General features: G+C 60.7%; 17 protein-coding genes, 2 tRNA genes and 2 rRNA genes. 18 read left to right on the top strand and 3 right to left on the bottom strand.

All coding sequences use genetic code 11. The annotated features are described in order from the left end of the window. From QNN98_RS15680 to thiL, 13 genes are all read left to right on the top strand, one after another. Positions 1-123: ribosomal RNA gene (locus QNN98_RS15680) — 23S ribosomal RNA — on the top strand; the annotation flags it as partial. Between the two features lie 227 nt (positions 124-350). Then, positions 351-467, top strand: a 5S ribosomal RNA gene (gene rrf, locus QNN98_RS15675). 139 nt (positions 468-606) lie between these two features. Continuing rightward, on the top strand, positions 607-1,380 hold the full coding sequence (locus QNN98_RS15670; RefSeq protein WP_227911741.1) for a fumarylacetoacetate hydrolase family protein: 774 nt from the start codon (positions 607-609) through the stop codon (positions 1,378-1,380). Further along, complete coding sequence (locus QNN98_RS15665; RefSeq protein ID WP_283998323.1) at positions 1,380-2,000, top strand: hypothetical protein; 621 nt, start codon at positions 1,380-1,382, stop codon at positions 1,998-2,000. The genes QNN98_RS15670 and QNN98_RS15665 overlap by 1 nt, the downstream gene beginning before the upstream one ends. Positions 2,001-2,039: 39 nt before the next feature. After that, positions 2,040-3,557 carry a glutamate--tRNA ligase gene (gene gltX, locus QNN98_RS15660; RefSeq protein ID WP_227926056.1) on the top strand — a complete coding sequence of 506 codons (1,518 nt, stop codon included), beginning with the start codon at positions 2,040-2,042 and terminating at the stop codon, positions 3,555-3,557. A 9-nt stretch (positions 3,558-3,566) separates the two neighbouring features. Beyond that, on the top strand, positions 3,567-4,292 hold the full coding sequence (locus QNN98_RS15655) for an HAD family hydrolase (protein WP_283998320.1): 726 nt from the start codon (positions 3,567-3,569) through the stop codon (positions 4,290-4,292). A 134-nt stretch (positions 4,293-4,426) separates the two neighbouring features. Beyond that, positions 4,427-4,498 (top strand) — tRNA-Gln (locus QNN98_RS15650). 127 nt (positions 4,499-4,625) lie between these two features. Continuing rightward, a tRNA-Glu gene (locus QNN98_RS15645) sits at positions 4,626-4,698 on the top strand. Positions 4,699-4,870: 172 nt separating this feature from the next. Continuing rightward, positions 4,871-7,111 (top strand): D-glucuronyl C5-epimerase family protein, encoded by a 2,241-nt coding sequence (locus QNN98_RS15640; RefSeq protein WP_283998318.1) that lies wholly within the window; start codon positions 4,871-4,873, stop codon positions 7,109-7,111. Beyond that, positions 7,101-8,279 carry an AGE family epimerase/isomerase gene (locus QNN98_RS15635; protein WP_283998316.1) on the top strand — a complete coding sequence of 393 codons (1,179 nt, stop codon included), beginning with the start codon at positions 7,101-7,103 and terminating at the stop codon, positions 8,277-8,279. Before QNN98_RS15640 ends, QNN98_RS15635 begins: the two co-directional genes overlap by 11 nt. A 97-nt stretch (positions 8,280-8,376) precedes the next feature. Further along, positions 8,377-8,805, top strand: coding sequence for a hypothetical protein (locus tag QNN98_RS15630; protein WP_283998314.1), 429 nt, complete (start codon positions 8,377-8,379; stop codon positions 8,803-8,805). Between the two features lie 13 nt (positions 8,806-8,818). Then, a complete protein-coding gene (locus QNN98_RS15625) occupies positions 8,819-10,927 on the top strand; it encodes a glycosyltransferase (protein WP_349643228.1) in 2,109 nt (702 codons plus the stop codon). A 230-nt stretch (positions 10,928-11,157) separates the two neighbouring features. Beyond that, positions 11,158-12,168 (top strand): thiamine-phosphate kinase, encoded by a 1,011-nt coding sequence (gene thiL, locus QNN98_RS15620; RefSeq protein ID WP_283998312.1) that lies wholly within the window; start codon positions 11,158-11,160, stop codon positions 12,166-12,168. Between the two features lie 300 nt (positions 12,169-12,468). Here the strand turns inward: thiL and QNN98_RS15615 are convergent, their stop codons facing one another. The 3 genes from QNN98_RS15615 to QNN98_RS15605 all read right to left on the bottom strand — a co-directional run bounded on the left by QNN98_RS15615 (position 12,469) and on the right by QNN98_RS15605 (position 15,149). After that, complete coding sequence (locus QNN98_RS15615) at positions 12,469-13,113, bottom strand: acyltransferase (protein ID WP_283998310.1); 645 nt, start codon at positions 13,111-13,113, stop codon at positions 12,469-12,471. A gap of 857 nt (positions 13,114-13,970) precedes the next feature. After that, a complete protein-coding gene (locus QNN98_RS15610) occupies positions 13,971-14,396 on the bottom strand; it encodes a potassium channel family protein (RefSeq protein ID WP_227911736.1) in 426 nt (141 codons plus the stop codon). Between the two features lie 33 nt (positions 14,397-14,429). Next, the gene (locus QNN98_RS15605) at positions 14,430-15,149 is read right to left on the bottom strand and encodes an IclR family transcriptional regulator (protein ID WP_227911735.1); all 720 of its coding nucleotides are present in this window, start codon (positions 15,147-15,149) and stop codon (positions 14,430-14,432) included. Between the two features lie 111 nt (positions 15,150-15,260). Between QNN98_RS15605 and leuC the strand changes: the two genes are divergently transcribed. The 5 genes from leuC (at position 15,261) to QNN98_RS15580 (ending at position 20,725) form a co-directional block, all read left to right on the top strand. After that, the gene (gene leuC, locus QNN98_RS15600; protein WP_283998307.1) at positions 15,261-16,715 is read left to right on the top strand and encodes a 3-isopropylmalate dehydratase large subunit; all 1,455 of its coding nucleotides are present in this window, start codon (positions 15,261-15,263) and stop codon (positions 16,713-16,715) included. Between the two features lie 10 nt (positions 16,716-16,725). Next, entirely contained in the window at positions 16,726-17,325 is a 600-nt protein-coding gene (leuD, locus tag QNN98_RS15595) for a 3-isopropylmalate dehydratase small subunit (protein ID WP_283998305.1), read from the top strand. Positions 17,326-17,570: 245 nt separating this feature from the next. Further along, positions 17,571-18,911 carry a UDP-N-acetylglucosamine 1-carboxyvinyltransferase gene (gene murA / locus QNN98_RS15590; protein WP_283998303.1) on the top strand — a complete coding sequence of 447 codons (1,341 nt, stop codon included), beginning with the start codon at positions 17,571-17,573 and terminating at the stop codon, positions 18,909-18,911. Between the two features lie 9 nt (positions 18,912-18,920). Continuing rightward, positions 18,921-19,685 (top strand): lysophospholipid acyltransferase family protein, encoded by a 765-nt coding sequence (locus QNN98_RS15585; protein WP_283998301.1) that lies wholly within the window; start codon positions 18,921-18,923, stop codon positions 19,683-19,685. Next, entirely contained in the window at positions 19,682-20,725 is a 1,044-nt protein-coding gene (locus QNN98_RS15580) for an NAD(P)H-dependent glycerol-3-phosphate dehydrogenase (RefSeq protein ID WP_283998298.1), read from the top strand. Before QNN98_RS15585 ends, QNN98_RS15580 begins: the two co-directional genes overlap by 4 nt. The last annotated feature ends 6 nt before the right edge of the window (positions 20,726-20,731 follow it).

Below are 20,731 nucleotides of genomic sequence, written 5' to 3'. Positions count from 1 at the left end.
TTCCATACACCTTGTGTGTGAGAGGCCCCCAGCCAGACCACTGGGTTGATAGGCCGGATGTGGAAGCGGGGACTAAAGACCCGTGAAGCTGACCGGTACTAATAGGCCGATAACTTACACCACATCAACACCTGGGGAAACACGACTTCAAACGGTTTCCCAATGTAGAGGGTGTTGTGATCATGCTGCTTGCGTCCACTATGTGGTTCCCGGACAACAACCCGTGAGGGTTGTTCCCCTGGGAACGAATGAACACTATATTTGAATATTTGCTTACGTCTGTTTGATGTTCGTGACCATTGTTTTCCCCACGCACACTGTTTTTGGGTGTGTGGTGCGGGTGGAAGGGTTACGGCGGTCATAGCGTGGGGGAAACGCCCGGTCCCATTCCGAACCCGGAAGCTAAGACCCACAGCGCCGATGGTACTGCATCCGGGAGGGTGTGGGAGAGTAGGTCACCGCCGGACAATTTGTGGGGTGAGGCCCGTACCAGTGTTGGTACGGGCCTCACCTGTTTAACCCCTGAACCCTGGTTGCGGCCTACAGGGGCACCGCTCCAGGGTTGCCCATGCCGGCAGGGGCGGTTTCTCCACTAGGCTTGTATCCATGCGTATTGCTCGATTTGTACAGGACAGCGACCCGGCGTTCGGCGTGGTCGGCGGAGAAGAAGGCAGCGAAGAAATTGCCGTTATCAAGGGAGACCCGTTCTTTTCGGGGATCCAGCTCACGGGGGAGCGGCACAAGCTCGAAGACGTTCGGCTGCTGGCGCCGATTATCCCGCGCAGCAAGGTAGTGGGCATCGGCCGCAATTACGCGGACCACGCCAGCGAGATGGGCAACGAGGTGCCGGCTGCACCGCTGATGTTCCTCAAGCCCAACACCTCGGTCATCGGCCCCAATGATCCCGTGGTGCTGCCCTCCTTCTCGGACGAGGTCTCATACGAGGCGGAGCTCGCCGTCGTTATCGGCCGCATCTGCAAGGACGTCCCCATCGAACGGGTGGACGAAGTGATCTTCGGGTACACCTGCGCCAACGACCTCACTGCCCGCGACGTGCAGCGTACCGATGACCAGTGGGCGCGGGCCAAGGGCTTTGACACCTCCTGCCCTCTGGGCCCGTGGATTGAAACCGAACTGGACCCGGAAAGCACCGACGTGCGCGGTTTCCTGAACGGCGAGCTCGTTCAGGACGGCAACACGAGCTCCATGATCTGGGGTGTCAAGGAACTGGTGTCCTACGTGTCCCAGGCCTTTACCCTCTTGCCGGGCGACGTCATCCTCACCGGAACCCCTGCAGGAGTAGGCATCATTACCGACGGCCAGCGCTTCGAGGTCGACATCGAGGGCATTGGCCGCCTGGTTAACACCGTCCGCAGCTGATGTCCTTCGGGGCGGTCAGGCAGGAAGGCCAGGGCACGTTCGCCGTGCCGGCGGCACTATGGTCCGCCATCCTCCTGGCTGCCCCGTTCCTCAGCTTCGCACCGGCTGCCGCATGGCCGTGGGGCGTAGGGGCGGCACTGCTGCTGGGTGTGTTCCCCACCGTACTCATTGCCACTCTCCGGCGCCGCTGCGACCTGCGTCTGCTGCCGCCGTCGTCCCTGCCGCCCGCTGTGCTGGGCGCGGCCGCACTGGCGGGCATGACGCAGTGGGCAATTCTGTGGCTGGACGGTCCGTTGGCGCTGTCCGCCGCCGCTTTCGGGCTGATCACTTCCGCCGTTGTCTTGATGATCGCGAACTGCTTTGCATCCTGGGACTGGCTGGACGTGTCCCTGGGCGCCGGCGTCGTCATCACCGCGGCGGAGGCCTACCTGTTGCTGCCGGGGGGTTACGGCCCGGCGGCCGCAGTGGTCCCGGCAGCAGGGTTGGGGACCGCAGTGGCCCTGCGTTTCCGCGAAGCGGCGCCGCACCACAATTACCGGTTCCGGCGCCTCGCTGCTGCTGCTGCCGGCGCACTTGCCGGGGGAGGAGTGTTCCTCTGGCTGCTCTCACATGCCCGGTGAGGGCCCTGCGGGGCAGAAGCGACTAAACTGGGAAGCATCATGACTAATGCGCCCACTCCCTTAGCTGACCTGCCCACCGTTACCGATGACACGCCCGTGCGCGTGCGGTTCTGCCCGTCTCCCACCGGCACCCCGCACGTGGGCCTGATTCGGACAGCCCTGTTCAACTGGGCCTATGCCAAGCACACCAAGGGCACCATGGTGTTCCGCATCGAGGACACCGATACGGCCCGCGACAGCGAGGAAAGCTTCCTGCAGCTGCTCGACGCGCTGGACTGGCTGGGCATCACCTGGGACGAAGGCGTCAACGTGGGGGGTCCGCATGAGCCGTACCGGCAGTCCCAGCGCGGAGAGATCTACCAGGACGTCATCGCCAAGCTGCGCGACGCCGGCTACCTCTATGAGTCCTACTCCACTCCCGAAGAGATCGAAGCCCGCCACCGCGCTGCAGGCCGCGACATCAAGCTCGGCTATGACAACTATGACCGGGACCTGACCCCGGAGCAGATCGAAGCCTTCAAGGCCGAAGGACGCTCGCCTGTGCTCCGCGTCCGGATGCCCGATGAAGACATCACGTTCACCGACCTGGTCCGCGGTGAGATCACGTTCAAGGCCGGCACCGTTCCCGACTTCGTGGTGGTCCGCGCCAACGGCGCCCCGCTGTACACATTGGTGAACCCCGTGGACGACGCCCTGATGGGCATCACCCACGTGCTGCGCGGCGAGGACCTGCTCTCCTCCACCCCGCGCCAGGTTGCGCTGTACCGTGCATTGATCGACGTCGGAGTGGCGAAGTACATGCCGCTGTTCGGCCACCTGCCGTACGTCATGGGCGCCGGCAACAAGAAGCTCTCCAAGCGCGATCCCGAATCCAGCCTCTTCCTGCACCGGGAGCGCGGCTTCATTCCGGAAGGCCTGCTGAACTACCTGTCCCTGCTGGGCTGGTCGCTCTCGGCGGACGAGGATATTTTCACCGTTGAGCAGCTGGTGGAGAACTTCGACATCCACAACGTGCTCGCCAACCCGGCGCGGTTCGACCTGAAGAAGGCCGAAGCCATCAACGGTACCCACGTGCGGATGCTCGAACCCACTGACTTCCGCAACCGCCTGGTCCCGTACCTGCAGCACGCCGGCTTGGTGGGGGAGACCCTCACCGGCCGTGAAGAGCAGATCCTCACCGAAGCAGCCCCGCTGGTGCAGGAACGCATCACCCTGCTCGGCGAGGCCCCGGATATGCTCGGCTTCCTGTTCAAGGCCGACGACGCCGTGGACGTTGCCGATGACGCACGCAAGGGACTGCCGGCGAACCTGGCCGAAGTGCTCGATGCAGCGCTGGGTGCACTGGAACCGGTCACGGACTGGACTGCCGAGAACATCCAGGCGGCGCTGCGCCAGGCCCTCGTGGAGGACATGGGCATCAAGCCGCGCCTGGCCTTCGGCCCCGTGCGTACCGCTGTTTCCGGCCGACGGATCTCGCCGCCGCTGTTCGAGTCGATGGTCATCCTTGGCCGCGATTCCTCGCTCGCGCGCATCCGCGCCTTCCGCGACGCCGCGTAGGAGCACCTGATGGGCAGGTCCATTGATGCGGTGCTGTTCGACATCGATGAAACATTGGTGGACCTGCAGGCTGCCATGGGTAGTACTCTGCAGGCAGTAGGGGCCGCGGATCTGACCCATTTCACGGCGGCGGACTGGGACGCGTATACCGCCCTGTTCGCCGCCGACCCGCAGGGCCACTATGAGTCCTATCTTGCGGGGCGGCTGGACTTTGCCGATCAGCGGGTGCTGCGCCTGCAGCACGCGCGCGAGCAGGCGGGCCTGGCGCCGCTGGACAGTGACGCCGCCCGCGCCTGGAACGACGCCTACGAGCAGGCCCTGCCGCGCTACTTCCGGGCGTTCGACGACGTCGTGCCCCTCCTGGATGCGCTGGACGCCCGCGGGATTTCCTACGGTGCGGTGAGCAACAATGTCCACGACTACCAGCGGGCCAAGCTCGACGCCGCCGGACTGGAGCGCATCAAGGTCCTGGTGGGCATAGACACAGTGGGCGTCTCCAAGCCGGACCCGATCATTTTCCATGAGGGTGTCCGTCTCCTGGGCGCCGCGCCTGAGCGCACCGCCTATGTGGGGGACAACCTCCGGGTGGACGCGGCAGGAGCTGTCGCCGCCGGGCTGCTGGGGGTATGGCTGGACCGCACGGACAACCCGTCACCGGTCCGTGAAGACAGCATGCCCGTGCCGGCAGACGTGCACACCATCGGTTCGCTGGCAGAGCTGCTGGGCCTGCTCTGACAGCAGCCGGAGAGGGGTGAATGATCCCTATCCTCCCGTTTTGCACTAGCCGCAGAAGGCGTGTATAGTTATATCTCGTGCTGAGGGGTTGAGCGGCCAAGGGAAACCTGAAAACAGCTCAACGGAAAGCATATTGGGATATGGTGTAATTGGCAACACATCGGTTTCTGGTACCGACATTCTAGGTTCGAGTCCTGGTATCCCAGCGGTTACCGATTGTAACGGCTTCACGTCGAATTGGTATCTAACTGAAGAGTATGGAAATGCTCTTTAGATCGGTTTCTTGAAACCGGTAAGGAAGTGCCCGAGCGATCAGCTTGGCGCACTGTACACGGCCCCATCGTATAGCGGCCTAGTACGTCGCCCTCTCACGGCGATAACGCGGGTTCGAATCCCGCTGGGGTCACATATTGAGAGCCGGTCCGGACATTGTCCGGGCCGGTTTTTTGTGTGCTTCGAAACTGAAGCGTCCAGTGAAATTGGGATTTATAGCCTGTCCATGCGCGGTCCTTTGTAAGGATGTTGTGAGCTTCCTGTAGAATCTCAGGATCACTGTACGAATAGTTGGGGAAGCTTCAATGGGGCCAAATTGGGACAAGCGGCATGAAGTACCGGTTTATCATTTTTCTTCAATCGAAGGTTCATGGATAGATCCTGGGCATCCAAGTCGTATTGTTATTACGGCTAGCGGTCTCCCCTCCGACGTTCTGGATATAGATTCGCTGTTCATTCCGAATGATTCGGACACGCTCATTGTGGCTTTCCATGGTGCGCTGGTGCGCAACGATGTGGAACTGCCCCGGTTCGAATGGCTCGGAACCCTCCGAGAGCGCCCCGAGAACTTGCTTTTTGTTGCTGACACAACGCTCTCCCTCTCGGATAAACTGACGCTTGGTTGGTACATAGGCACCGCCGAAGACGACCTAACACAAAAGATCGCGCGATACATACGGCATGTACAAGCTGTCCGCGGAATAAAGAGGACTATTCTCTTAGGATCGTCCGGCGGAGGCTATGCCGCCCTGGCGCTGGCAACGCTTCTCGAGGATAGTTGTGCGGTGGCCTTTTCGCCCCAAACGAACGTTTTCGACTTTACGCAAGGCCACACGGACAATCTCATCAAGTACGTATTCCCGCAGTACAGCAACGCTGACGAATTAATGAAGCGTTGGCCAGAGCGCTTTTCGCTTATCGAACGATATAAGGTCTCACCATCCCCTTCCCGGTTCATATATTTCCAGAACCTCGGCGACATTGAGCACAATCTGAAACACAAGAGACCATTTGCTGAGTCTCTGGGGGTTCGCCTTCCCAATGGTCGGACTTTCGATCAAGCAGCCCGCTTTGTCGCCGTGAACCACGGGGCAGGCCATGTTCGCCCTCCAACAGCTGAGGTGCCGAAGCTTATCGTTGAAGCGAGCGAGATGATCTCTCGTCCGATAAAACCGCGGTTGGGCAGCGCCGGACATGCGGGTAACCTGCTCGATTTTGACTTTATTGAGGGGCCTAGCCAGTCCTTCGTGCGTGTGAAACCTGAAAGCAATTCATATTACTCGCTCCAGCCCTATCCTGTGCCCCCAGAGGGGCCTGGTCTTGCCTATACCGACCGTGGTGTACCTCTCCGTGTAATAGGCGGTGAGGCCTATGATCATCCGGTACTTCAAGCTCAGTTTTTGTTGAAGTTGGTTAATAACTACCGTCTGGAACCGACAGGTGAATTGCGGCAACTTATGAATAGCGTGTTTGAGCGGCTGGTCGGTCAGTCTGTTCTTTCGCGGGGGGCGCGATACCTGCCCTATCGGTTTTCTTGGCATCAGGGAAAGTTGCAACCGCCTTGGTATTCCGCCATGGCTCAGGGGCAGGCGCTAGGAGCAATAGCCCGTCTTTACGAAGCGGATCCGCGTCCGGAGTACCTTGAATTCGCACACTCCTTGTTTAGCAGCTTCTTGAAGTTAAGGGATGGGACAAGCCCTTGGATCGTAGACGTGGATACAGAGGGATATCTGTGGTTTGAAGAGTACCCTTATGGCGACCACGGGATGGGCGTCATGAACGGACACCTGTTTGCTGTATGGGGAGTGTATGACTACTGGCGGGTTACCGACGATAATCTTGCCCTTCGCCTAGCTAGCGCCGCGCTAATGACGACCAAGAAGTATTTGCGACATCATAGGAACAGAGGCTGGTCATCCCACTACGATCTGACCGAATTTCTACTAATACGAAACTATCACGCGACGCACATTTCTCAGCTCGAGACGACATACAACTTAACGGCTGATCCTTTCTTCGTGGCTACGGCCGACGAGTACGAGTCAGACTTTCCGAGCTATCAGCGAGGCGGTTCCGTGTATTGCTCACCGGGGGAGCACACGCTCGTCAAGGCTGATCACCACGTCGTGCCCACGATGGTCGTCGAGAGCCAACGAGTGGTAATTGACAAGGCAATGGCCTTTCAGTTTTCACTTCGTACCAAAATGGAGTCCGAGGGGGGCATTTGGCTTCTCATATCCAGTGGCGAATATGCCGGGCTTTGGATCAGAGAAGAACCAGATCGGGTTTTCCCAAAGGGCCGATTCGATCAGCATGTGTATACCAGGCCCCGAAAGGCTTTGTTCCGGACGGGCGAATACATAGCCCATAAATTTAACGAATTTGGTTCCGCGGTGGAACCCCTATCGCTGCAAATCTCAGAACCTAGTATTGAGATCGTTACCGTAAAGGCACTGTGGCGGGGCCGGTGGTACTGGAAGATCGGTTCGGGGACTTTCCGCGAGCGGTGGATGAGATGTGATACGGAAGGCATGTATGTCCACTGACATTTTCCCTGGATCCAATATTCATGAATCCGAAGTAACCTTAGATTTTTCCTCTATACAGGAGAAGCTTGGCAAAAGTCAGCGGTTCCTCAGATACAGTGAGTCATTGCGAACATACTTTGACAAGCACCTTGACCCCAGCCTTGATGCTCAAGCGTACGCATTGACTGATCCTGCCTTAGGTTCTTTCGCGAGTTGCTGCACTCAGGTGCAGGCCGCCGGCCTGTACGCCCTAGATGGTCTACTCCGCAATACGGATGGTCTCACCATTGCGGCAGGACTAATTAGCGATGTTGCGTCCAGACAACAGGAGGATGGAGGTTTTTCGCTGCCCTATAACCAGGCAGCAGGTGAGGGACCTTTTGCAGACGTAGCTGAGCTGGGCGCGGCTGCAGACAGCCTTTATCTGGTAGCCCTGTGTGCCCCCAATAGCGCTGCGAAACAAGTATTGGAGGCTGGAGCCACATATGTATTTATGAACCAGTCTTCCGAGACGGTTGGTGCCATTTACAAGAACCGGCGGACCACCAACGGCGATATCCTGAACGGAGACGTTTACGGCGCGTTAGTGTGTGCCAGAGCATATAGCGTCACCGGAAACGGCCGTTACTTGGGGCTGGTGTCCTCGGTGGTGGAACATATTGCGGAGCGCTTCGTCTTGACGGACCAGGGGGGGTGGTGGCCTTATATGGAGGCATGGGACGGTAACTCGTTAGTCGGCAAGAGCATGGCTTATCAGGCGACTATCGTGGCATATGGCCATTCGCTCTTCCCATACCTGCCCCGGGGCCAGCGAGCGTCATGGTCCAGAACCCTGGACTTAGCCCGTCGTACTTTAGTCCAGGAGTTAGGGTTCGGTCCGCACGCGGACAACGAAGCCGCGACATGGGCCAGGGACTGGGAGCACACATGGGAAATCTATATGGCTCTGGCGTTAGACGTTGGAGGTCCGCGTGCGCGCAGTTATCTGGATAATCGGTTAGAGAGGTTGGATGAAACCGTTGGGAGGATAGGTGCGGATGCCTGGTCGCCAACTGCGAATACCAGGGACGGGAAAAGCGCCGTCACAAGTCAGTTTCGCAAGTGCTCCAGTTTTGCCGGCGCGGTTGTTTCTAGGTGCCTGCAAGAGCTGATTCCTTCGGTGGTGACAGAAGAGGTCTTTCCCTGACACCTGCAATGGTGTTCCGCCGTACTGAAACGGGAGTCCCCGGCGTCGCGATGGACGTCGCTCGCGAGGCCCCTGTACATACCTATGAAAAGTGGTTGTGAACATGAAATCTGTTCGAAAGTTGGGCACCGCGTCCTCTATTTTGTTCGCAGGAGCGGCAATGCTGGGTCTGCTGGGTTTGGTAGGTCCCGCCGTTGCAGCTCTATCTGCTGCGTCATTGTGTTTACTGGCAGTAATGTACGTTTTGGAACAGCGCCGGGGGCTCGCGCATCGGGAACAGATGCGCGAACTTCGTCGCCTAAACCAAGTCGTCGCCAAGGACACGGCGGCCCAACAGAAAAGTACAGGTCTTTTGTTTCGCGAGGTCCGACTCCTTACTTCAGAGTTGTGCAGCGATAACTCGCTAATCATCCGCGAGAGCGAGAAAGCGGTGTCTATCCATCTCCATGCCCTCCGCCTCGCGAAAGCGGAAATCATGGAGTCGGTCGAAGTGCGTGGAGCAGATCTTGCACTCGGTAGCAAGTGACTAAGTCGGCACAGTGGGGGGAGAGTTAGTGCAAACAGCGCACGTCGAGGTATCTGTGGTCATACCGGTTTACATGGGCGCCACCTGGTTGGAAACATGCCTTAATTCGCTCAACAAACAAACGCTAGACCACGCGCGCTTTGAAGCGATTCTTATTTTCAACGGACCTGACGATGGAAGTGCAGCTCTCGCAGAAGCATTCGGGCAGCGCCATCCCTCACTTAACATCCAGCAACTTATGAGTTCAACGGCCTCAGCTTCGCACGCTCGCAACTTGGGAACGGGGGCTGCTGCGGGAAAATATTTGACTTGGCTCGATTGCGACGACTGGATTTCGGCAGAATATCTTGAGTTGATGTTATTGTCTTCCCGGCGAGGCATTGTACCGCTGGCCCAAATAGTGAACGTCTCAGAAGACGGTTCACACGATGAACTCTCACTAATTAATCGTTCGATTCTTGGGCATGATGGCCACCTCATTAGTCCGGCCGATTTTCATCGGGGTCTTTCGTTTATGACTTGCAAACTTATTCCGACCTGGATGGCTCGGAAGGTCCCCTTTAATGAGTCCCTCCGCAGCGGTGAGGATGTCGCACTGTATGGCGAAATGTTTGCTCGCTATTCTTTCCAATTTTCGCTTTTACCTGCCCTCGCAGGAGCAAAGTACTTCCGTCTTATGCGCGATTCATCCGTTTCGCGACAAGAGCCGTCTTTCGATTTTCTTGTTACGCAGCGCGTCGATGTCATATCGTCCCTGAATCAGACGCTAAACGAGTGTCGAGCTGAGGCGCTTCCCTTAGTGAAGGGCTTTATAAATTCGCAAGCTTCATTCATCAAGAGATACTATCACGCACATCCCGAGGACCAATCCGTTATTGCCGATATACTGGCCCAAGCAGGGTTTCGATACTTTCCTTGGACCAATTGGTTTGATGTGGTAAGCCGCTTGGTAATTGCCTACAACTTCGTTCCATATTCTGATACCGGCGCTATGGTCATGGCTAAGCGAATACGCGAAGAAGGTCAGGCTGTAGATGTTATAACGCATAATATGGATAATGTCCGCAGCAAGGACGCTACGCACAACGCTATAGCTCGTCCTTACGTTCAGTATGTTGGTTCGGTCCCGGGTCCAGCAAATTTCGCCCATTCTGGATCGATTGCTGACTTTTGTAAGAGGGGGTCACATATAGTTGAATCCTGGACGCGGTCAAAAAACCGACACTATACTGAGGTGTACAGCCGAGCAATGTGGCCGGCGTCCCATTTTCTTGCTGCCCTGTACAAGGCGCGCCATCCGCATGTCCGGTGGGTCGCGGAGTTTTCGGATCCCGTTCAATTGAATACTGATGGTGAATTCCGCTCGTCTCCGATCACGATGGATACCGTCTTTGAGGAGATACTGCAAGCGGTTCCGGACGAACAGCGGGCTGTCCTTCTCGACAACATGAATGTGTTCTTCTGGACGGAACATATAGCGTACCTGTTGGCTGACGAAGTGGTTTTTACCAACACGAATCAGCGCGACGTTATGCTTGCTTACGCAGACGTCCGAGCTCTAGATAAGTTGGGGCAGGAATCTGCGGTGGCATTGGCCGGCCAGCCCACATTAGCCCCGTCGTTTTACCGGATCAAGGATGTCGAGCTGGCTTTGTCGCCTGCTTACGTCAACATTGGTTATTTCGGAGAATTTTATGCCACCCGCGGCCTTGACGAGGTGGTTGCTGCTCTAAGTGGACTCCCGGCTGCCGATCGGGAGCGGGTTCGCCTACATGTGTTTACCTCCAACGCGGACGCGGCACAGAGCAGGTTGTTGGCTGAGGAGAGTGAACTGGCTCGAAACGTAGCCTTCAGGGCTGCGTTACCCTATTTTGAGTTCCTGAATGCGCTCCGGAAGTTTGATTGCCTGCTTGTGAATGACGCTGTTACCGGGGCAACCCATTCAGTGAATCCCTATCTTCCTTCGAAGCTAAGCGATTATCGTGGTTCGGGTACTCGTATTTGGGCTCTTGTTGAAGGAGGGAGCGTATTGAGCCAACTTGAACACGACTATGTCAGCTCCGTTGGGGATGCAGAGGGAGCTGCCGCTATTCTTCTTCGACTAGTGCAGGGACTTGAATAGCTATGGCTAACCTATAGACGTGACGTCAGGATTTGAGGTTGCAGGACTGGTTGGCGCTTATCCCCAGCAGGGCAGCGCATTCTATGGGGGCAGAGATCCCTCGGAGTGTACAGGAATAATGTAGCCGTGGGAGCGGGCGTTGGCCCACATATCTCGCGCTGTTACGGGGACTGAGTGATGTAGGTGGTAGTTTCGAAGCCGTACCCCACTGGATTACAGAGGAACAGCGCGTGCCACCCAATGCCCTGACCGTAGGCCAGCTCGACGAAAAGACGCTCCTTGAACGGATCTTCCCCCGCCTAGGTCCGGACACCGCGCTTCTGGGCCCCGGAGATGATGCCGCCGTTATTGCTGCTCCGGACGCACGGACCGTGATCTCCATCGACACCCTCGTCCAGGATGCAGACTTCCGCCTGCTTTGGCCATCGGGGTACCGCACCAGCGGCTTCGACGTCGGCTGGAAGTGCGTGGCACAGAATGTTTCGGATATCCGCGCCATGGGCGCTGTGCCGACGTCGCTGGTGGTCAGTCTCACCCTCCCGGCCAGCACGGAAGTGTCCTGGGTGGAGGATCTTGCCGCTGGGCTGGCTGCGGGCATTGGCTCCCTGGCGTTCGAACGGTGTTCCGTAGTGGGCGGCGACCTTGGCCGTGGCAGCCAGATAGTGGTTACCGCTGCCGTAACGGGTGATCTGGAGGGCAGGGACCCGGTCCTGCGCTCCGGGGCCCGGCCAGGTGACGTCCTGGCCCACATCGGCTCGCTGGGACTGGCAGCAGGCGGCCTGGCGGTGTTGGAGAGCGGCGTCGATATGAATGACCCCGGGAACGCTGCCGACCAGGAGCTTGCAGGCCTGGCAATGGCACAGTGCCGGCCCCGCCTGCCACGCGTGGGAGCCGGCCCTGCGGCAGCAAAGACCGGTGCCACAGCTATGCTGGACGTCTCCGACGGATTGGTACGCGACGCCGGCCGCATCGCGCGGGCCTCCGGGGTGGGCATAGACCTGGACGCCGGCTACCTGACCGCACGCGCGGATTCGTTGGCAGCGGCAGCTGCCCGCCTCGGCGTCGATCCGCTGGCCTGGGTGCTTGGCGGGGGAGAGGACCACGGACTGCTGGCCGCCTTCCCGCCGGGCGCCGTCTTGCCGGAGGGGTTTGTCCGGATCGGAGAAGTGACCGACGGCGAGGGAGTGCTTTTCGGTGGTGAGGTTCCCCCGGTGACCGGCTGGGACCACTTCGCGGGCTGAGGGGCTGACGGGTTTGTGTTTGGCGCCGAGGTCGGCCAGCACGGACTCGGAATCGTCCGAGTGGCGGTGGGGGACAAGTTGTCTGTCTTCATCCGTTTCATCCATGCCCGTGGTCGGCGACGAACGCTGGCGCATGGTCCAGGAAGCCGATGCAGGTGGAACCTTTCTCCTCGGCGTGGACGTAGTCGAACCCGACCCGGGTATGGCCTTTTCATGGTCGCTCGCGGACGGACGGACTGGTACGGTGACACCAAAAAGGGATTGACATTTTATTTGTACCTCAAGTGGTACTCGGCAAACCTAGTCTTCCAAGAATCGGAGCACTTTCGCAGGAACCCCTCCAACCACCGCGTTAGGAGGGACGTCCTTCGTAACCACCGCGCCGGCACCGATTATCGCCCCGTCCCCGACAGTGACCCCACCGATTATGGTCACGTTGGCACCGACAAAAACGCCGTCGCCAATAACGATCGATCTTGAATAGAGCTTGCCCGCACGCTGGGATGGCCCGCCCAGTTCGTGATTATCCGTCACCAGCTTGCAATAAGCTCCTATAGCAACTCGGGAGCCGATGGTCACGTTGGCACGGATGTAACCGTCACGGTTGATGAAGGACCTGTCACCGATAGCGACAGGCCCCAACAATTCGTTACCCCGATAGAGCTTGACGTACTTACCCAGAGAGACCGCCTGTTCGGGCCCAGGAGCCATGATCCGGACGCCGGGCGCCACAGTCGCCCCCTCGTCGAGGGAGACGTACGGATGTTTCTCGGGTGCGAATGCCGGCAGTTTCACGGCGTGCGAACCGCCATGCTGGGTGTCCCTGAGCAATGCTATCTCTGACGCCAGGTCAGCGATCGAAGATTCGGAGCGAGCCACTTCGGCACGAAGGAAGGCGACTTCTTCGTTCAGCTGCGCGAAACTCTTAGTACGTCGTCGGAACATTCTGGAACCTTATCAAGAGCGGGATGGATACCCCGCCGGTGCACCTCAAGGGCGGAAACCGCCCTTCCCCCGGAGTGGGGGGTGCTTGTTAGGCACTCCGCCCTCATCCGTGTCGCGCGGCTCGCAGTCAGCGGTTGGAATCCTATGATGCTTCATGAAGCCATGGCCAAATCACCAATGGCAAATCGTAAGTGGCGTGAATTGCGGGCTTAACGTGGCAACACCCTCCGTTCGGTCAAGAAACTCGGACGGACCCAACGGCTAGCGGACACCGGGTTGTGGGCAACGTACGCGGAAACCGGAACAAGACCGGAACTGCAGCCCACCGGGTGCCGGGTTTATTCCTGGCTTTTTGCAGAACGTGATCGATGATCGTTGACGGCTGGCGGATACCGATTGTCCGATGAGTGCAAGGACACCGCTACGGGCTATTGGAGAATTGCCTAGGACTCCTTCGTCCGCCACGGCATCACCGTTTAGCAGGTGACCATTGATAACGGCTCCCGCTATCCGCTCCCTGATCTTTACGGAGCCCCGCTGACCAGCATCAAACACGGCTTCACCCGCCGGTAGCGTTGCCAGACCAACGGGAAGGTCGAGCGGTATAACCGACTCGAGGCCTTACCCGCACCGCGCTCAGGGCCCAACCAGCAGCCAGCTGCGTACCTGACCGCGCAGGCCAAACACAGTTAGCTGCCTCGGGCTGGGAAGACGCGCTGGATCAGGATCATCTTCCGGCAGAGCCGGACGGGACAGCGGGACATGAAAACCTTTTAGAAATCGGAGTATTTTCACGGACACCTACTTACGAGATCTTCACTCATTTTGTGTGTAACTAATGTGTTGTCTCTGTATAGCTAGCGCAGGATATGGCGCTCCCGTATGCGCTGCGACAGTGACTGCAGCTCCTCCCGGGACAGGTCGGGCAGGTGTTCGAGCTCATCGAGCAGTCCGTTCAAGGAGTCCCGGGAACGGACCCGCAGGAGTTCGTTGTAGAACCCCACAATGATTCCGGTCAACAGCGCGACCACCAGGATGCCGTACAGGGCCACCACCACGGTAATCAGCCGTCCCATGGGCGTGACGGCAACAAAGTCACCGAATCCGATGGTCGTAAAGGATCCGAAGAGATACCAGAGACTGTCTCCCAATCCGGGAATGGCCGATTCGAACAACGGGATCAGCAGGGTGGCCACACCCAGGACGATGAGGAAGCCGTAAATGATGTAATCCGCGTTGGTGACCCGGACGATGTTCCAGAGCACGCGCATCCGCTTCATCATGCCTCCCGTGCATCGGAGACTCCCAATATAGGCTTAGTCGGCGTTCTTGCGCAGGGCTTCCGTCAGCTGGGCGGCTGCCTTGGCAACGACTTCGGCGTGGATGCGGCCGGGCTGGCGGGTCAGCCGTTCAATGGGCCCGGAAATAGACACGGCGGCAATCACCCGGCCGGACGGACCGCGCACCGGAGCGGACACCGAGGCGACCCCGGGTTCACGTTCGCCAAGGCTCTGGGCCCAGCCCCGGCGTCGGACGCCGGCCAGGACGGTGGGAGTGAACCGTGCGTTGTGCAGCCCCTCGAGCAGCCGGTCATGGTCCTCCCATGCAAGGAGGCACTGGGCTGCGGAGCCGGCCTTCATGGACAGCTGGGTGCCTACCGGGATGGTGTCCCGCAGCCCGATGGGCCGTTCGGCGGAGGCGACGCAGACCCGCCATTCGCCCTGTCGGCGGAACACTTGGGAGCTTTCTCCGGTGATGTCGCGCAGCTGCAGCAGCACGGGTCCGGCCGAGGCGATCAGCCGGTCCTCGCCGGCTGCGGATGCGAGCTCCACCAAGCGGCCGCCGAGGACGAAACGGCCCTGGATATCCCGTCCCACGAGCCGGTGGTGCACCAGTGCCAGGGCCAGCCGGTGAACGGTGGGCCGGGCCAGTCCCGTGGCCGAAACCAGCTGCGCGAGCGTGGTGGGGCCGGCCTCCAGTGCATCCAGCACCATGGCCGCTTTATCGATGACTCCTACGCCGCTTGCTGTGTCCATGCACTGATACTGCCGTCTCACTATCTGAGATGCAAATCCAAAAGCTGGCGCGCCGGTGCAGCGTGCTGGTTCCCTTAAGGCATCAGCAGTGAATCGTTAAGGGGTATCGGTATGGGTGAGCATGTGGCAGGCAGGACGCTTGCACAAAAAGTCTGGGACGAGCATGTCGTCCGCAAAGGCGAAGACGGCGCTCCGGACCTTCTCTACATCGATCTGCACCTCGTCCACGAAGTGACCTCCCCGCAGGCCTTCGAGGGCCTCCGTCTGGCGGGCCGCGGCCTGCGCCGCCCCGACCTGACCATTGCCACGGAGGACCACAACACGCCCACGCTGGCCATCGACCGGCCGATTGCGGACCCGGTCAGCCGGACCCAGATCGAAACCCTGCGCGCCAACTGTGCTGAGTTCGGTGTGCGGCTGCATTCGCTGGGGGATGCCGAGCAGGGCATTGTCCACGTGGTAGGACCGCAGCTGGGACTGACCCAGCCCGGCCTGACCGTTGTGTGCGGCGACTCGCACACCTCTACCCACGGTGCCTTCGGCGCCCTGGCCATGGGCATCGGGACCTCCGAGGTGGAACACGTGATGGCCACCCAGACACTGTCCCTCAAGCCTTTCAAGACCATGGCCATCAATGTCGAGGGCACGCTGCGGCCGGGAGTCACCTCCAAGGACATCATCCTGGCCGTGATCGCCAAGATCGGCACCGGAGGGGGACAGGGCTACGTGCTGGAATACCGGGGTTCCGCCATCCGCTCCCTGTCCATGGAAGCGCGGATGACCATCTGCAACATGTCCATCGAGGCGGGTGCGCGGGCCGGGATGGTTGCCCCTGACGAGACCACCTTCGCCTACCTCCAGGGACGCCCGCACGCGCCGCAGGGGCGGGATTGGGATGCCGCCGTCGAGCAGTGGAAGTCCCTGGCCACGGACGAGGACGCACAGTTCGATGCCGAAGTGTTCCTGGACGCCGACACCCTGGAGCCCTTCGTCACCTGGGGCACCAACCCGGGGCAGGGTGTGTCACTTTCGGATGCCGTGCCGGCGCCCGCAGACTTCACCGACGGGAACGCCCGGGCGGCAGCAGAGCGCGCGCTGGCCTACATGGACCTGGCCCCCGGAACACCCATGAAGGAGATCCGGGTGGACACGGTGTTCCTGGGCTCCTGTACGAACAGCCGCATCGAGGACCTGCGCATTGCGGCCGACATTATCCGCGGCCGGCAGAAGGACCCGGCGGTCCGGATGATGGTGGTCCCGGGTTCTGCCCGCGTGCGGCTGGAAGCCGAAGCCGAGGGGCTGGACCGGGTCTTCAAGGACTTCGGCGCCGAATGGCGGTTCGCCGGCTGCTCCATGTGCCTGGGCATGAATCCGGACCAGCTGGAACCCGGTGAACGCTGCGCCTCCACGTCCAACCGCAACTTCGAAGGGCGGCAGGGCAAGGGCGGACGCACCCACCTGGTCTCGCCGGTGGTGGCCGCCGCTACCGCCGTGCGCGGAACCCTCAGTTCACCCTCGGACCTGGACCCGCTGCCGGGTGCCGTCGACGCCGCTGCTGCTGCCTAGGAGAGACCCCATGGAAAAAATCACCACCCACACCGGCATCGGTGTTCCGCTCCGCCAAAGCGATGTGGACACAGACCAGATCATCCCGGCCGTTTATCTCAAACGGATCACCCGGACCGGCTTCGAGGACGCACTGTTCGCCGGCTGGCGCAAGAACGAAGACTTCATCCTCAACCGGGAACCGTACGGTCGCGGCTCCGTCCTGGTGGCCGGACCGGACTTCGGCACCGGTTCCTCGCGGGAACACGCCGTCTGGGCGTTGAAGGATTACGGATTTCGGGCCGTGCTTTCCTCCCGCTTCGCGGACATCTTCCGCGGGAACTCCGGCAAGCAGGGCCTCGTCGCGGCCCAAGTGGCGCAGGACGACATCGAGCTCATCTGGAAGGTGCTGGAAGACTCTCCCGGCACGGAAGTCACGGTGGACCTGCAGGCCTGCACGGTCCTGTGCGGCAGCGTCAGCGCCGGTTTCGAGATTGACGAGTACACACGCTGGCGGCTGCTCGAGGGCCTGGACGACATTGGGCTGACCCTGCGCCACGAGTCGGAAATCACCGGTTTCGAAGCGCAGCGGCCTTCCTACAAACCCGTCACCCTCCCGGCCCTGCCTTAGGAGGCAGGCAGCCGCCGGTTTGCCCCCGGCAGCGTTTCGTGCACCTAACCAAATCCCTATATCATTGACAGGCCCCGTCCAGGCGGGGCCTGTCCGTTTGTCCGGGCGGTGCAACGTGTCGGGAATCACCCCGACGAGGGGCCATGGCAAGGCGGCGTTATTTCAGTAAGCAGACGCTTCCTCCTATGCTTGGTTGCAGTCTCTTATTGCTTTTGGGGCCCAACTAGTTAAGAAATCAGGTGTTCATGGGTAGCGTTCTCACCATCCGAGGCGGTGTTCCTCTATCGGGGAAGGTACCGGTCCGCGGGGCGAAGAATCTGGTCCCCAAAGCCATGGTTGCGGCCCTGCTTGGCAACGGCCCGTCCCTGCTGCGCAACGTTCCGGAAATCAAGGACGTCGAGGTTGTCACCTCCCTGCTGAAGCTGCACGGCGTAGAGGTCACCAAGGACCCGGTAACCGGCGACCTCACGATGGATCCGAAGAACGCGAAAACGGCGGCGTCCAAGGACATTGACGCCCATGCCGGGGACTCGCGCATCCCGATCCTGCTGTGCGGGCCCCTGATGCACAGCCTCGGCGAGGCTTTCATTCCCGACCTTGGCGGCTGCAAGATCGGTGACCGCCCGATCGACTACCACCTGCAGATGCTGCGCAACTTCGGTGCCGTGGTGGAAAAGCGCCCCGGCGGCATTTCCATCTCCGCACCGCGCGGCCTCACCGGTGCCAAGCTTGAACTGCCGTACCCGAGCGTCGGCGCCACCGAGCAGGTGCTGCTGACCGCGGTTAAGGCCGAGGGCATCACCGAACTGCGCGGCGCTGCCGTGGAACCGGAAATCCTGGACCTGATCGCGATCCTGCAGAAAATGGGCGCCATCATTTCCGTGCAGACGGACCGCGTCATCCGCATTGAAGGCGTTTCCGAGCTGACCGGGTACAACCACCGGGCGCTGCCGGACCGTAACGAAGCGGCGTCCTGGGCTTCCGCTGCCCTGGTCACCAAGGGCGACATCTATGTTGAAGGCGCGGACCAGAAGGACCTTACCGCCTTCCTGAACACCTACCGCAAGATCGGCGGCGCGTTCGACGTCGACGACGGCGGCATCCGCTTCTATCACCCCGGCGGTGCCCTGAACCCGCTGGTGCTGGAAACAGATGTACACCCCGGCTTTATGACGGACTGGCAGCAGCCCCTCGTAGTTGCGCTGACCCAGGCTGAGGGCGTCTCGATTGTGCACGAAACCGTGTATGAGAACCGCTTCGGTTTCACCGATGCACTGGTTCGTATGGGCGCCAACATCCAGGTCCACCGCGAATGCCTGGGCAGCGTCCCGTGCCGGTTCGGCCAGCGCAACTTCCTGCACTCGGCGGTTATCGCCGGCTCGGTGCAGCTGCGCGGCGCAGAAATCGACATTCCGGACCTGCGCGGCGGTTTCAGCCACCTGATCGCCGCGCTGGCAGCAGAAGGCACCTCCCGGGTGACCGGCATCGAGCTGATCAACCGCGGCTACGAGCACTTCCAGGGCAAGCTCGAGGGCCTCGGGGCGGACTTTGACGTCACATCCGGTGTATCTGCCGGACTCCGGTAGCCTGACGCCATGAAGGAATCGACTAGGTCACGGGTAGTTTTCGCATTGCTGGCCGGGACGCTGCGGCCCGTGTTCAATGTCTTCCTGAAGAAGCACTGGCAGGGGGCGGAGAACCTGCCGCAGGATTCGGGCTTTATTGTGTGCCCGAACCACGTGACCGAAGTCGATCCCGTTGTGGTGGGGCATTTCCTGTACAACCAGGGCCACCCGCCGCACTTCATGGCCAAGGCCTCGCTGTTCAAGGCTCCCGTCCTGGGCCCAGCCTTGAAGTACAGCAACCAGGTCCCGGTGGAACGCGTAACCACCGGCGCAGCCGGGTCCCTGAATGCTGCGGGGAAGGCCCTGGCGGCCGGGCGTGCGCTGGTGATTTATCCCGAGGGGACACTGACCCGTGACCCGGACCTGTGGCCGATGAAGGGCCGGACCGGTGCGGCGCGGCTGGCCCTGCAGACCGGGGTCCCGGTTATCCCGGTTGCCCACTGGGGTTCGCAGGACCTGCTGCCCCGCTATGCCAAGCGTCCGTCGCTGTTTCCCCGCAAGGAGGTGCAACTGGTAGTGGGCAAACCGGTGGACCTCTCGGAGTTTGCGGGCCGTCCCATCACGAAGGCGGTGCTCGACGCCGCCACTGACCGGATCATGTCCGATCTCACCGACATGGTGGCCAAGCTGCGCGGGGCCCAGCCGCCCGCCGAACGCTGGGATCCCGTGTCCAAGGGCCAGAAACAGATTGGCCGTTCCTTTGAAGCAGATAAACCGAAAGAGGCTGGACAGTGACCGCCAGAAGTGAGCACCCCGCCGTCGTCGCCGTGCTGGGCGCCGGAAGCTGGGGCACTGCCTTCGCCAAGATCGCCGCGGATTCCGGCGCCGGACGCGGCACCGAGGTCCGCCTCTGGGCCCGCCGGGCCGAGGTGGCCCAGGATATCAACGGCAGGCACCGCAATACGCAGTACCTCAAAGACACCGTCCTGCCCGATAACCTGCGTGCTTCAACAGATCTCGCCGAGGTCCTTGCCGGAGCGGAACTGGTCGTCCTGGCCGTGCCCGCGCAGTCGCTGCGCGCCCAGCTGCAGGACGTTTTGCCCCTCATGCCCGCCGACGCGGTGGTGGTGTCCCTGATGAAGGGCCTGGAACGCGGTACCGACGCCCGGATGAGCCAGGTCATTGCCGAGGAACTGGGCGTTCCCGCCGAGCGCATCGCGGTGGTTTCCGGGCCGAACCTGGCCATGGAAATCGCCCGTCAGGAACCCACCGCCTCCGTGGTGGCCTGCACCGACCTGGATACGGCCGCATGGATTGCAGAGGCCTGCACCGCGCCGTACTTCCGGCCTTACACCAACGCCGATGTGGTGGGCACCGAGATAGGCGGCATCGTCAAGAACGTGATTGCCCTCGCCGTGGGCATCTGCGACGGCAAGGGCATGGGAGACAATACCAAGGCCTCGGTGATGACCCGCGGGCTGGCCGAGACCACGCGCCTGGCCCTGGCCCTGGGCGGCAACGCGGAGACCATGGCCGGCCTGGCAGGCATGGGCGACCTCATTGCCACCTGCTCGTCCCCCCTTTCGCGCAACCACACCGCGGGAACGCTGCTGGCGCAGGGCCTGAGCCTGGCCGAGGTCAACGCTTCCATGACCCAGACTGCCGAAGGCATCAAGTCCGCCCAGGCCGTCCTGGACCGGGCCACCCAGCTGGGCGTCTACATGCCCATCACCGAAAACGTCGTCGCCGTACTGCAGGGCGTAATTACTGTGGAAGAACTGGGCCCGCGGCTGCTGGCCCGTGAATTGAAATCCGAAGGTGTGTCCGCCCCGTGACTGTTG

The sequence above is a fragment of the Arthrobacter sp. zg-Y1143 genome, assembly GCF_030125565.1.
In the GTDB taxonomy this organism is placed as follows: Bacteria; Actinomycetota; Actinomycetes; order Actinomycetales; family Micrococcaceae; genus Arthrobacter_B.
This window is presented reverse-complemented; position numbering and strand designations above follow the sequence as displayed.

Excerpts from the sequence above, each read along its gene's own strand:
- QNN98_RS15670 (WP_227911741.1), top strand. The coding sequence starts at position 607 with ATGCGTATTGCTCGATTTGTACAGGACAGCGACCCGGCGTTCGGCGTG.
- QNN98_RS15635 (WP_283998316.1), top strand. The coding sequence starts at position 7,101 with ATGTCCACTGACATTTTCCCTGGATCCAATATTCATGAATCCGAAGTA.
- QNN98_RS15615 (WP_283998310.1), bottom strand. The coding sequence starts at position 13,113 with ATGTTCCGACGACGTACTAAGAGTTTCGCGCAGCTGAACGAAGAAGTC.
- QNN98_RS15655 (WP_283998320.1), top strand. The coding sequence starts at position 3,567 with ATGGGCAGGTCCATTGATGCGGTGCTGTTCGACATCGATGAAACATTG.
- murA (WP_283998303.1), top strand. The coding sequence starts at position 17,571 with ATGGGTAGCGTTCTCACCATCCGAGGCGGTGTTCCTCTATCGGGGAAG.
- QNN98_RS15585 (WP_283998301.1), top strand. The coding sequence starts at position 18,921 with ATGAAGGAATCGACTAGGTCACGGGTAGTTTTCGCATTGCTGGCCGGG.
- QNN98_RS15605 (WP_227911735.1), bottom strand. The coding sequence starts at position 15,149 with ATGGACACAGCAAGCGGCGTAGGAGTCATCGATAAAGCGGCCATGGTG.
- leuC (WP_283998307.1), top strand. The coding sequence starts at position 15,261 with ATGGGTGAGCATGTGGCAGGCAGGACGCTTGCACAAAAAGTCTGGGAC.
- QNN98_RS15640 (WP_283998318.1), top strand. The coding sequence starts at position 4,871 with ATGGGGCCAAATTGGGACAAGCGGCATGAAGTACCGGTTTATCATTTT.
- QNN98_RS15665 (WP_283998323.1), top strand. The coding sequence starts at position 1,380 with ATGTCCTTCGGGGCGGTCAGGCAGGAAGGCCAGGGCACGTTCGCCGTG.
- gltX (WP_227926056.1), top strand. The coding sequence starts at position 2,040 with ATGACTAATGCGCCCACTCCCTTAGCTGACCTGCCCACCGTTACCGAT.
- leuD (WP_283998305.1), top strand. The coding sequence starts at position 16,726 with ATGGAAAAAATCACCACCCACACCGGCATCGGTGTTCCGCTCCGCCAA.
- QNN98_RS15610 (WP_227911736.1), bottom strand. The coding sequence starts at position 14,396 with ATGATGAAGCGGATGCGCGTGCTCTGGAACATCGTCCGGGTCACCAAC.